Source organism: Exiguobacterium sp. s141 (genome assembly GCF_018618085.1).
Lineage (GTDB): Bacteria > Bacillota > Bacilli > Exiguobacteriales > Exiguobacteriaceae > Exiguobacterium > Exiguobacterium mexicanum_A.
The window spans coordinates 197,194-209,556 of sequence record NZ_JACSLJ010000001.1; the positions used below are offsets into that span (position 1 = coordinate 197,194).

The following is a 12,363-nucleotide window of genomic DNA, read 5'->3' on the forward strand; positions in this document are numbered from 1 at the left end:
TTAGCAATAAAAATGGATAGATTTTCCTTTATTTATATTTCTATAATGTACGTATCTTGATTCCAAAAGGAGGTTTTCCGATGCATGATGTCACGCACGTCACGCGAACTGACAGCACTCGCTCCGCCGAAACAATCATCGAGAGCCCTTCATTCCACAAGTTGATGCAAGAAAAGAACCGGTTCATTGTTCCATCCATCATCTTCTCACTCATCTTTTATTTTACGTTACCAATCTCCACGAGCTACTTCACGTTCTTGAACATCGCTGTCGCCGGTGAGATCACTTGGGCCTGGGTGCTCGCCTTCGCTCAATTCTTCATGACCTGGACGTTTTGTGTCATGTATAGCCGCCGGGCCCGCCGCTTCGACGAGCTCGTCGCAGCCATCAAACAAGAGGAGGAGGGACGATGAACTGGACAGCTATTCTTCTATTCGTCGCGATTGTTGGACTCACGCTCGTCATCACATTTTTCGCCGCCCAAAAGACAAAGACCGCAAGCGACTTTTATACGGCCGACGGTGGTTTGACCGGATTCCAAAATGGTCTGGCCATCGCCGGTGATTATATGTCGGCCGCTTCATTCCTCGGGATTGCCGGGATGATTGCCCTCGCCGGGTTCGATGGGTTCTTTTACTCGATTGGTTTCCTCGTTGCCTACCTCGTCGTCCTATATTTGGTCGCCGAGCCGCTCCGTAACCTTGGAAAGTATACGATGGCCGATATGATTGCGGCACGCTTCAACAAGCCGCGCGTGCGAGGGGTTGCCGCCATGAATGCTATCGTCATCTCCATCTTTTATATGATCGCCCAACTCGTCGGCGCCGGGGCACTCATCGAGCTCTTGCTCGGCATCCCCTACACGACGAGCGTCATCGTCGTCGGAATCTTAATGACCGTCTATGTCGTTTTCGGGGGGATGACCGCGACATCATGGGTACAGATCACAAAAGCCGTCTTGTTGATGATCGGGACCGCCATCATTTCATTCCTCGTGTTCGCCCGCTTTGACTTCTCCGTCTTCACCATGTTTTCCGAGGTCAGTAAGGCGACACCGCTCGGGGAGAGCTTCTTGAACCCTGGCAACAAGTTCAAGCTCCCGCTCGATACGATTTCACTCAATTTGGCACTCGTCCTTGGGACGGCCGGTCTACCGCACATTCTCATCCGCTTCTTCACGGTCAAGGATGCACCGACGGCACGACAATCCGTCGTCTATGCGACATGGGTCATCGGTGCGTTCTACATACTGACGATCTTCCTCGGATTTGGGGCCGCCGCGTTCGTCGGATCGGACGCCATCGTCGCCGCCAACCCGGCCGGGAACATGGCCGCGCCTCTCCTCGCCCAAGTGCTCGGCGGTGACTTATTGTTCGCTTTCGTGGCCGCCATCGCCTTCGCCACGATTCTTGCCGTCGTCGCAGGACTCGTCTTATCGGCGGCCTCGGCGTTCGCCCACGACTTTTATGGTCATTTCATCCGGAAGGGCGAAGCGACCGAAAAAGAACAAGTCACAGCGGCCCGGATCGCTTCAATCGCGGTCGCACTCGTCTCGATGGGACTCGCCTTCTTCGCCCAATCGATGAACGTCGCATTTCTCGTCTCTCTCGCATTCGCTGTCGCTGCCAGCGCGAACTTGCCGGTCATTTTGTTCACGATTTATTGGAGACGGTTCAATACGGACGGAGCCGTGTTCGGCATGGTCGTCGGATTATTCTCGTCGCGTTTCCTCGTCGCCATCAGCCCGAACGTGTGGGCACCGGATGGCTCGGCAATCTTTATCGGTGAGGCGTTATTCCCGCTCACGAACCCGGGAATCGTCTCGATCCCGCTCGGCTTCCTGGCCGCCATCGTCGGGACGTACGTGACGAAGTCGGACGAAGTCGCCGGAAACTTCGAACGCATCCTCGTCAAAGCGAACACCGGGATCGATGCCGAGACGGAAGCTGCCATGACGAAAAAATCTTCATAATCGACAAAACGGCGTCCCTCGCGAGGGACGCCGTTCATGTTGAAGCGATTTGTTTATATTTTTGGTACATGGCGATGCGCCATGGGACGATCATGCCCCAGGCAATCAAATAGAACAGTCCGCCCGTCGCGAAAATATTGACTTCGTCTCCGAGAAACGCCTTCATGACCGTCCGAATCGCCAATAAGACGAAGACGACGATAAAGAACGCTTTCGAGCGGGATAAGTACACCTCACCATCACGTTTCTCGAAGTTCGATGTCTTGATGAGAAATACGCTGAAAATCAATCCGACGATTAAAGCTTCTCCGACCTCGAGCCAAGTCAATCGAAACGCCGGGACGAGAAATTGCAACATCCCGGTCGACATCGCCAAGGGCGGAATCAAGATCTTTTTAGCATTCGTCGGACGTGCTGATGCTTTGACGCGAACGAAGCTCGCAATCAGGCCCATCATTAGTGCGACGAGGGTCGATCCCCAAAATATCGACATTCGGTCAACCCCTTTTAAAATCCGGTGAATCCTACTAATTCGCTCATCCAAGCAGCGAAGCGATTCATGCCATCAAAATATAATACGACGCCGAAGGCCATCATCAAATAACCTCCGAATTTTGCCACCTTGGCACTGTTGCGCGCCAAGTATTTGATTTTCCCGACAAATCTCGCCATGATGAGGAATGGGATGGCGAAGCCGATGACGTACGCCAACATATAGCCCATCCCTTGACTCGGGTTCGAGGCCGCGAGCGCGATGACACCGGCAAGAATCGGTCCGGTACACGGGGTCCATCCCGCCGCGAATCCAATTCCAATCAATGCCGTTCCAAAGTAGCCGCTTTTACGCTCCCCTAAAGCGAGCTTTTTCTCGCGCATCATGAAACTAGGTTGCCAAAGTCCCGCCAAAAAGACGCCGAATACGAAGATGAGGATGGCACCGAACATGCGCAAACTATCCTTATATTGAATGAATACGTCGGCAATGAGCGAGGTCGACAGACCGAGCACGAGGAAGACGATCGAGAAACCAATCAAGAATGAGAACGTGTGAAACCAGGCCGTGCGTTGTCGCAGTCCCTCGCTCTTTAAATCAGAGACTGAGACCCCAGTGATATACGATAAAAAGACTGGATACAACGGTAGCGTGCACGGCGATAAAAATGATAAGACGCCCGCCCCAAATGCGAGCCAAAGTGTGACTTCCATGCGATCTTCCACCTTTCAGCCCCATTATAGCGAAAACCTTTTCAAAATGCTCGCATCTTTTTCCGAGCACCTTACATGATTGAATTTGTAATCTTTGAAATGGAAATGAAACTTGTAAACGGTAGTGTTAGATGCTAAGATTTGGATATTCTTATTAGTCAGTATCGATCTTACAACGATGGGGGAAACACCGTGGCGGTCATCACAGCTGAAAACTTACATTATGCCATTGAACAGAAACGCGATGAACTGTATGAAATCGCCTCGCAGCACAGTTGGACGTCTCCAGAAGTGATTCATGTCAGCCAAGAATTGGACAAGCTGATTACACGTCACGTCCTAGCCATACACGCTTCAGACCACATAAATTAATCGAACCAAACGGCCCGTCCTTCCTTGAAGTGGCGGGCTTTTTCCATGGAAAAAAGACACCTTGACGGTGTCTTTTTTGTAATTTATGACATCAGACGTTGGCCAGATTGAAGTTCGTACATCTTTTTGTACAGCCCATCCTGTTTTAAAAGCGCCTGATGGTTACCTCGTTCGACGATCTCACCCCGATGAAGGACGAGAATCAAGTCGGCATCTTGAATCGTCGACAGACGGTGAGCGATGGCAATCGTCGTCCGTCCCCGTCTCATCCGATCGAGGGCGAGCTGGACACGCTCCTCGGTCTCGGTGTCAATCGAACTCGTCGCCTCATCTAAAATCAAAATCTTCGGGTCACGGGCGACCGTCCGGGCGAAGGCGAGCAGTTGCCGTTCCCCGCTCGAGAATGTCGCGCCGCGCTCACCGACCGTATGTCCGTAACCGGCCTCAAGCTTCTCGACGAACGTATGAGCTTGCACGAACTCGGCCGCTTCCCGGACTTTGTCCGAGTCGATCGTCGGATTGAACAGTTTCAAGTTATCCTCGATCGTCCCTGTGAACAAAAATGGATCTTGGAGCACAAGCCCGACTTTGGCTCGGAGCTCGGCTTCCTCGAACTGCTCGATCGGATACCCGTCGATCGTGATTTGGCCTGATTGATACGGATAGAACCGGGTCAACAGGTTGATGATTGAACTCTTTCCGCTACCCGTGTGACCGACGAGGGCGACCGTCTCGCCTGGTTTGGCGACGAATGATATCTGTTTCAATACATCGACTTCCCCATCGTAGCTGAACGTGACGTTCTCGAACCGGACTTCCCCGGAGCCGATTTCGGCAGGACCGGCAAGACTCTTTCCTGGAGCCGGTTCATCCGTGTCCAAGACTTTGAAGACACGGTCCGCCGAGACGACCGCCTGTTGAAACTCGCTCAAGCGTTGCATGATGTCGAGCACCGGACGGAAGATGCGCTCGATGTAGCTGATGAAGGCATAGACGACCCCGACCTGCACTTGCTCGGTCGTCGACAAGACGCCGTAATAGCCGAGCAGTCCAATGATGGAGAAGGCGAGCAACAGCTCGATGATCGGTCGCAGCAACATGCTGTCGAGCTTCAAGTTTCGATAGCGTGCCTCTTGGTGGGCCTTGTTCGTTTCTTCGAACTGGCGGACGAGCCGCTCTTCTTGTCGGAACTGTTGAACGATTCCCATCCCGTTGATCGATTCATTCAATTGCCCGTTCAGTTGTGACAACAAGTCACGCACTTGGGCAAAATATTTTGTCGAATAGCGGCGATACGCCCAGATGATGAGCCAGAACAGCGGAACAAGGACGAGCCCCATCGTCGCGAGCGTCGGTTCGAGGATATAAAGGAACACGTACGTCCCGACCAATTGAACCGCTGACTGTACGAACGTGCTCATTACCCCGACGTACAGTTCCTTGACGGCCTCGGTGTCGTTCGTGATTCGAGAGACAAGCACTCCCGCCGGAGTTCGGTCAAAGTAGGCGAGCCGCATCCCCATCACGTGACGGAAGATATCCATCCGGATGTTTTGCACGATCTTTAAGGCAATCTTTTGGAACGAGATCGACTGCAAGTAGTCGAAGATGATCGCCGACACATGCAAGACCAAATAAACAACGAGCAAGGTGACGACCCAGTTTGTCGGATAGACGCCAGGCGTCACGAACTCATCGATGAACACTTTGATTAAGAACGGTCCTGCGAGTTTTGCGCCGGTGGCGAGCAGCAAGAACACAAAAGCGAGTACGAGCGGACGTGCGTAGCGGTTCGTGTAGGCCAATAGGCGTTTAATGACCGCCCATTCCTGAACGTCATGCTTCATGGTGGCCACCTCCTTCGACAATCGCCTCGAGTTGTTGGCGATCGTACGTGTCTTTGTACCAACCGGGCTCGCGAATCAAGTCCTGATGACGCCCGCGTTGGATGATTCGACCGTCCTCAAGGACGAGAATTTCGTCGGCATGCTCGACCGCAGACAGTCGATGCGCCACGATCAAGCGGGACTGGTCAGGGTTCCCGGTCCGGAAATGCTCGATGATCGCCTCCTCCGTCTTCGCATCGACAGCCGAGAGGGCATCGTCGAGGATCAACACGTCCGCCTCAATCATGAGGGCACGTGCGATTGAAATCCGTTGCTTCTGACCACCCGACAACGTCACACCTCGTTCCCCGACGAGCGTGGCGTATCCTTCCGGCAGCCGCATGATGTCATCATGAACCTCGGCGATTTTTGCCACCTCCATGATTTCGTCGAGTTTCGCTTCCGGTTTGCCGAATGCGATATTGTTCGCAATCGAATCGCTGAACAAGAAATGATCTTGCGGGACGACGGCAACTTTATCGAGCAGGAGTGATTTTTTCACTTGGCGAATGTTGACACCACCGATTTTGATCGTCCCATCATGTACGTCATACTCTCGTGTCAACAAGCGTACAATCGTCGTCTTACCAGAACCGGTACGGCCGACGAGTCCGAGCGTCCGTCCGCGTTCGAGGCGGAATGTGACGTCTTGCAGGACGGGCGTCTCGTCATAACGGAACGCACGAATATCCGCTTCAATCTCCGAATGGGCGAGTTTCGTCGCCGCCATCGGATCATCCTGAATCTCAGGTTTGACGGCGAGCATCCGCTCAATCCGGTCGTAAGACGCCCGCCCTCGTTCGACGATATTGAACAGCCAGCCGAACGCGAGCATCGGCCATGTGAGCAAGCCGAGATAGGCGGTGAAACTAACGATCTGTCCGATGGTCAGCTCTCCTTGTTCAATCAAATACGCGCCATAACCAATCGACAAGATATACGAGAGGCCTACAATCCCGAAGATGGTCGGGTCGTACAAGGCGTCGATTTTCGCGACACGTACGTTTTTCGCCATGACTTCGTCGGATAGCTTCTCGAACGAGTCAACGTCGCGGCCGACTTCCCCGGTCGACTTCAACACCCGGACACCGCTGACGCTCTCTTGGACTTTATCGTTCAGTTCAGAGAACGCCGCTTGGGCGACCCCGAACCGATTATGTAAGAGTTTGCCGTATCGCGTCGTCAACGCGACCATGATCGGCAGCGGCAACAATGCCACGACCGTCAACTTCCAACTGATGGTCGTCACCATGGTGATGATGACGAACGTTCCCATGGTGATGCTATCGACGAGTGTCAAAATCCCCGCACCCGCCGTCGTCGAGACGGCCTGGACATCGTTTGTCGCATGGGCCATCAAATCCCCGACCCGCGACTTCTTATAAAACCGTTGATCTAAATCGGTGAAATGACGATAGAGCTGACTCCGCAACATCCGACCGAGGCGAATCGAAGCCCCGAAGATGAAGTATCGCCAGAAGAAACGGGCCACATAGTTCCCGATCCCGACGGCCGCGAGCCCGCCGAGCAACATCCATAATAAATCTGTTCCAAGCGTTCCCCGGTTGATTTCATCGACGATTCGTCCGATGATGCGCGGCGGTATAAGTTCGAGCGCCGCGACGAACATGAGTAAGACGATGCCGAGCGCATACGTCCGCCACTCGAGCTTGAAGAACCAAGCTAGTTGTTTGAATACACGAATTGGAAACACCCCCTATGTTGTCTTGAATTCAGACTATTCTATTAGATTAGCGAAAGTTTGTTCGATTGTCTAACAAAAACTGGATGAAAAAAGCACTTTGCGGGCGCAAAGTGCTTCGGTCAATCGAGTTTATTTCTTTTCGTTCTTCATTTGAACGTTCATGGCGCGCATCACTTGGTTGACTTTCTTCTGTGACGGCTTTTGACCCATTTGCATCATCAATGTACGAATCATATCTTCGTTGATCGGTGGGTTCTGTTCGAGGTAGTTCATCATGTATTTACGAGCGATAAAGAAACCGATCGCAATACCCCCGATTAGTGCTGCCACGATAAGAAGAATCCAGAATAATGTACTCAAGGCTTAACCTCCTCTACCATATGAAACATCGTTTTTTACTATACACTATATTACGCTAATTCGCTAGTCGTCTGAAAAAAAAGTGGTGACCCAAAACCTCCGGGCCACCACTGACAACATGCGATTAAAGTGATTTGACAGCTGCGACGACGTTGTCGACCGACATGCCGTATTCTTTCATGAGGAGATCCCCAGGAGCAGAGGCGCCGAACTTGTCGATGCCGAGTACTTTTCCGCCGAAACCGACGTATTTGTACCAACCGAGCGTCGCGCCCGCTTCGAGCGAGACACGTTTCGTAATCGACGACGGAAGGACCGATTCTTTATACTCTGCCGATTGCGCTTCGAACAATTCCCACGAAGGCATCGAGACGACAGCCGCGTTCACGCCTTCAGCCGCGAGTGCTTCGCGAGCTTCGACGAGGACGTGTACTTCAGAACCTGTACCGAGAAGAAGGACGTCTGCCTCGCTTGAGTTGCCGGCGACGACATAGCCACCTTTAGCTGCGTCTTCAACCGACGTGCCCTCGAGTTCTGGCAACGCTTGACGCGTCAAGACGAGAAGCGATGGTGATGTTTTCGTCGTGATTGCTTGCTTCCAAGCCGCAATCGTCTCTTTTCCGTCAGCCGGACGGAGAACAGACAAGTTTGGCATCGCACGGAAGCTCATCAAGTGCTCGACCGGTTCGTGCGTCGGGCCGTCTTCGCCGACCGCGATTGAATCGTGTGTCAAGACGAACGTTGATGGGATTCCCATGAGCGCAGCAAGTCGAACTGCCGGGCGAAGGTAATCCGAGAAGACGAAGAACGTCGCGCCGTATGGGAGGACCCCACCGTGGAGCGCCATCCCGTTGACGGCTGCTGCCATCGCGAATTCACGGACTCCGAACCAGATGTTGCGGCCGGCTGGATCTTCATCAAAGTCCGCAGCGCCTTTGATCATCGTGTTGTTCGAACCAGCGAGGTCAGCCGAGCCTCCGAAGAGAGTCGGAACCGCTTTGGCGATCGCGTTCAATACTTCACCGCTCGTTTGACGAGTCGCTTTTTTCGAACCGATTTCGAACGTCGGCAATTCGCTGTCCCAACCTTCTGGGAGCTCGTTGTTCATCGCACGCTCGAACTGGGCACCAAGTTCAGGGTGTGCTGACTTGTAAGCTTCAACGAGTTCGTTCCAGTCCGCTTCATGCTTCGCGCCTGGCTCAACGACTTTATCGTTGAACAAGTCGTATACTTCGTTCGGTACGTAGAAGTTCTCGCCTTCCCACTTGTAGAACTGCTTCGTGAGCTCAATTTCAGCTTCGCCGAGCGGTGCACCGTGTGATGCCGATTTGCCTGACTTGTTCGGTGAACCGAAGCCGATAACCGTCTTCACTTCGATGAGGGTCGGTTTCGACGTTTCTGCTTTCGCTTCGTCGATTGCTTTCGCGATTGTATCGATATCCGTACCATCTTCGACACGGATCACTTGCCAACCGTAGGCGTTGAAACGATCTTCAACGCTTTCCGAGAACGATTTGTGAAGGTCGCCGTCAAGCGAGATATCATTTGAATCGTAAAGGACGACGAGTTTGCCAAGTTTCAAGTGACCAGCGAGCGAAGCAGCTTCTGCCGATACGCCTTCCATCAAGTCACCGTCTCCGCAAATCCCGTATGTGAAGTGGTCAACCACTTTGAACTCATCGCGGTTGTACGTCGCTTCCAAATGTTTCTCTGCCATTGCCATCCCGACAGCCATGGCGATCCCTTGTCCGAGCGGTCCAGTCGTCGCGTCGACACCTGCCGTGTGACGGTACTCTGGATGCCCAGGCGTTTTCGAATCCATTTGGCGGAACGATTTGAGATCGTCCATTGAGAGATCGTAACCAGATAAGTGAAGAAGCGAGTACAAGAGCATCGAACCGTGTCCCGCTGAAAGGACGAACCGATCACGGTTGAACCAGTTCGGGTTTTTCGGGTTGTGACGCATTTTGTCCGTCCAAAGTGTGAACGCCATCGGAGCCGCACCCATCGGCATACCCGGGTGACCTGAGTTCGCTTTTTGGACCGCGTCGATTGAGAGCGTCCGAATCGAGTTAATCGCTAATAATTCTTTAGTAGTTGTTTCCACTAATTTCATCCTCTCTGTTGTTAACAAAGTTTCTACCCGTCATATTTTAGCACACTCATTCGTGTGTCACAACTAATTAATTAGTATAACACATTAAATGGAATCGTTTACTTCCTTTCGTTTGAAAACGCATCAATGAGTCCCCCTGATCAACGTTCGCGTATAACAAACATGCACATCCTATATGAAATAGGATGTGCATTCATGGTCATTCTGAGCGGTAACGTTCCTGCTCATCTTTTAATTTTTCTGGCGTTACGTCGTTTCCTTCCGGATCGACGACCTTCATTCCCATCATCTGTGATTTGAATGATTGGCGGAACGCTTGCAAATATTGTTGGCGCAGCGCTTGCTGCTCGTCCATCTCTTGTGGTGACAGACCATCTGTCTTTGCTTTGTTGGCGAGGAAATTGATTCGCTCCAACTGTTCAGGTGCTAGCATCGGGCTCGCCCCCTCTCTACTGAATTTGTCCTTCTACTGTACAAAATCAGCGAGCAGGAATCAAGTTTCTGGTACCGACACGTGCTCCAAGTAGCGCCGGTTCACGGTCGCTTTCGATACCTCATAACCAAAACCGCGGAGGGTGGCGGCAATTTCAGCGAACGTGAGTCCACGTTCACGCAATTGGACGATTTCTTCAATCGGAACTTCGATTCGGCTCCGGCCTCCCTGGTCATGGTGCTGGATATTCCGATGCGGATTAAATCCGTTCGCGACCGCCCGACGCATTCCGCGTGAAATTTTAGCGTTATGGATCTTTCGTTGATACTCTTCGACGACACTGACGATCTCGAGTACCATCTTCTCGGCGTCGGAGACGATATATTCATCGGACGACTGCATCGTCAACAAGCGCACGTTATGTTTCATGAGCGTATGCAAGATAGCGATTTTTGCATTTCCCCGTCCGAGACGGCTGTCATCGCTCACGAGCACGGCATCGAGATCGGACGTCGAGACGTGCTCCAATAGATCGAGCAGTCCCGCCCGATTGACCTCATACCCGCTCTCTTGTTCACTGATCACATCGACCACCTCAGCATCAAGACGTCTCGCCATCTGCTTCAATTCGTCCGCCTGACGACTGAGCGACGTCTCTTGGGTGGACTTGTTCGTCGATACGCGACAATAAATGACGACTCGCATCGCGTCACTTCCTTTCTTTCCATTCGCCCTCTACGATACACAGGATGAAGGGATGTTCGCAATCAGAAACGATTATTCGGCGGCGAACCACGTCGTCTTGTCGTCTTTTTCCTCATCCCGTTTAGCGAGAATGTGCGCTTCGAGCGTCTCCGCCTCTTTCAAGGCGACTTCTTCTTCAATACTGTGTTCGACTTTTTGTTCGGTCACGACGACCGCTTCGTTGTCACGAAGCTCTCCGACCGCGAAAAATACGAACATACCGAGTGCCAACATGCCGACTAAGATGATTCCATTGATTGTGTCTCTCATAATCATTGCCTCCTGGGAATAAGAATACACGTTCTCGAGAACGTCTGTTCGTTTATCTGTTCTCATCATAAAACAAGAACTTCTGTTCGGTCAAGCAGAAAAAAACGAACGAATGTTTGTGCGCTCATGTGTTCTTGTGTTAAACTAAACCCATAAAGAATAGGATGCGTTCGCAGGTTATTCGACATAATCGAGGTGAAATCCATTGAAAAAAATGTCAGCAAGACAACAACAGATTCTTGATTTTATAAAAGCTGAGGTTCGGGCGAAAGGGTATCCCCCTTCGGTCCGCGAAATTGGCGAGGCTGTCGGGCTCGCATCGAGCTCGACTGTACACGGTCACTTGGACCGTCTTGAGAAGCGTGGATTGATTCGACGTGATAAGACGAAGCCACGCGCCATCGAGATTTTGGATGAAGAGATGTCCGTCGTCGAAGACCACGATGCCGTCATGTACGTGCCGGTCATCGGGAAAGTCACAGCCGGTACGCCGATCACGGCCATCGAGAACGTGGAAGAACACTTCCCGCTCCCGGCTCACGTCGTCGGTTCCGACAACGTCTACATGCTCTCTGTCTCAGGAGACTCGATGATTAACGCGGGGATCTTGGATGGGGACCGCGTCCTCGTCCGTCAACAGAACACGGCCGACAATGGAGAGATTGTCGTCGCCATGACGGATGAAGGTGAAGCGACCGTGAAGCGGATTTATAAAGAAGCTTCGAAAGTTCGCCTCCAGCCGGAGAACGACGAGCTCGAAGCGATGTATTTCGATAACGTGTCGATTTTAGGGAAGGTCATCGGTGTATACCGCACGATTCACTAATGGCGAGTGGCAAGACACATACCCGTACGAATCTCGTGGCAATCGGTGCTCTTGCGATTGCCACGCCTTTTATTGACATCGATGTTCCGACCGTGTTCCTATTCGGCGCCCTGATCGGGACGTTCTGGCTCTCCCCGGACCTCGACTTGAAGTCGGACGCCTATTATCGATGGGGACCGCTTCGGGGCTTTTGGCTCCCTTACGTGAAGCTTATGCCCCATCGGTCGTTATTCTCGCATTTGCCGCTCTTGAGCGATCTGATCCGGGTCATCTATCTCGGTTTCCCGCTCACGCTCGTGCTCACGTTCACGCCGTATGAGGAAGCTGCCAAATCGTGGCTCGACCTGAACGGGGCAGCCTGCTTCTTCGGACTCGTCTTCGCGACGACGCTACATACGACGCTCGACTATGCATCGACGTTCTTCAAACGTGCGTTTTAAGCAAATGCTTATGCCATACACCTAAAAGGGCAA

At 52.3% G+C, this 12,363-nt stretch carries 14 protein-coding genes; 5 read left to right on the plus strand and 9 right to left on the minus strand.

Features of this window, described 5'->3' with window-relative positions; translation table 11 throughout:
- Positions 1 to 80 precede the first annotated feature (80 nt).
- Positions 81 to 413, plus strand: a complete 333-nt coding sequence (locus tag KNP74_RS01025; protein WP_214763192.1) for a DUF485 domain-containing protein — start codon at positions 81 to 83, stop codon at positions 411 to 413.
- Entirely contained in the window at positions 410 to 1,972 is a 1,563-nt protein-coding gene (locus tag KNP74_RS01030; protein WP_214763193.1) for a solute symporter family protein, read from the plus strand. The genes KNP74_RS01025 and KNP74_RS01030 overlap by 4 nt, the downstream gene beginning before the upstream one ends.
- Positions 1,973 to 2,006: 34 nt before the next feature.
- Here the strand turns inward: KNP74_RS01030 and KNP74_RS01035 are convergent, their stop codons facing one another.
- On the minus strand, positions 2,007 to 2,459 hold the full coding sequence (locus KNP74_RS01035; RefSeq protein ID WP_034779932.1) for a CcdC family protein: 453 nt from the start codon (positions 2,457 to 2,459) through the stop codon (positions 2,007 to 2,009).
- Positions 2,460 to 2,479: 20 nt separating this feature from the next.
- Positions 2,480 to 3,178, minus strand: a complete 699-nt coding sequence (locus KNP74_RS01040; RefSeq protein WP_114166290.1) for a cytochrome c biogenesis CcdA family protein — start codon at positions 3,176 to 3,178, stop codon at positions 2,480 to 2,482.
- Positions 3,179 to 3,370: 192 nt separating this feature from the next.
- On the opposite strand from KNP74_RS01040, the gene KNP74_RS01045 reads away from it, so the two are divergent.
- Positions 3,371 to 3,550, plus strand: coding sequence for an aspartyl-phosphate phosphatase Spo0E family protein (locus KNP74_RS01045; protein WP_034777785.1), 180 nt, complete (start codon positions 3,371 to 3,373; stop codon positions 3,548 to 3,550).
- Between the two features lie 83 nt (positions 3,551 to 3,633).
- On the opposite strand, the gene KNP74_RS01050 is transcribed toward KNP74_RS01045, so the two are convergent.
- From KNP74_RS01050 to KNP74_RS01080, 7 genes are all read right to left on the minus strand, one after another.
- On the minus strand, positions 3,634 to 5,397 hold the full coding sequence (locus tag KNP74_RS01050) for an ABC transporter ATP-binding protein (RefSeq protein ID WP_214763194.1): 1,764 nt from the start codon (positions 5,395 to 5,397) through the stop codon (positions 3,634 to 3,636).
- Positions 5,387 to 7,141: an ABC transporter transmembrane domain-containing protein gene (locus KNP74_RS01055; RefSeq protein WP_214763582.1), complete on the minus strand. Its 1,755-nt coding sequence runs from the start codon at positions 7,139 to 7,141 to the stop codon at positions 5,387 to 5,389. Before KNP74_RS01055 ends, KNP74_RS01050 begins: the two co-directional genes overlap by 11 nt.
- A 129-nt stretch (positions 7,142 to 7,270) precedes the next feature.
- Positions 7,271 to 7,501 carry a YneF family protein gene (locus tag KNP74_RS01060; protein ID WP_021067584.1) on the minus strand — a complete coding sequence of 77 codons (231 nt, stop codon included), beginning with the start codon at positions 7,499 to 7,501 and terminating at the stop codon, positions 7,271 to 7,273.
- A gap of 124 nt (positions 7,502 to 7,625) precedes the next feature.
- On the minus strand, positions 7,626 to 9,617 hold the full coding sequence (gene tkt, locus KNP74_RS01065) for a transketolase (RefSeq protein WP_214763195.1): 1,992 nt from the start codon (positions 9,615 to 9,617) through the stop codon (positions 7,626 to 7,628).
- A 199-nt stretch (positions 9,618 to 9,816) separates the two neighbouring features.
- Positions 9,817 to 10,050, minus strand: a complete 234-nt coding sequence (locus KNP74_RS01070) for a DUF896 domain-containing protein (RefSeq protein ID WP_034777788.1) — start codon at positions 10,048 to 10,050, stop codon at positions 9,817 to 9,819.
- Between the two features lie 60 nt (positions 10,051 to 10,110).
- The gene (locus tag KNP74_RS01075) at positions 10,111 to 10,755 is read right to left on the minus strand and encodes a YneB family resolvase-like protein (RefSeq protein WP_034777790.1); all 645 of its coding nucleotides are present in this window, start codon (positions 10,753 to 10,755) and stop codon (positions 10,111 to 10,113) included.
- A 72-nt stretch (positions 10,756 to 10,827) separates the two neighbouring features.
- On the minus strand, positions 10,828 to 11,064 hold the full coding sequence (locus KNP74_RS01080) for a hypothetical protein (protein WP_214711305.1): 237 nt from the start codon (positions 11,062 to 11,064) through the stop codon (positions 10,828 to 10,830).
- A 205-nt stretch (positions 11,065 to 11,269) separates the two neighbouring features.
- On the opposite strand from KNP74_RS01080, the gene lexA reads away from it, so the two are divergent.
- Positions 11,270 to 11,890 carry a transcriptional repressor LexA gene (lexA, locus tag KNP74_RS01085; protein WP_021067589.1) on the plus strand — a complete coding sequence of 207 codons (621 nt, stop codon included), beginning with the start codon at positions 11,270 to 11,272 and terminating at the stop codon, positions 11,888 to 11,890.
- Positions 11,890 to 12,330: a metal-binding protein gene (locus tag KNP74_RS01090; protein WP_214753023.1), complete on the plus strand. Its 441-nt coding sequence runs from the start codon at positions 11,890 to 11,892 to the stop codon at positions 12,328 to 12,330. The genes lexA and KNP74_RS01090 overlap by 1 nt, the downstream gene beginning before the upstream one ends.
- Positions 12,331 to 12,363 lie beyond the last annotated feature (33 nt).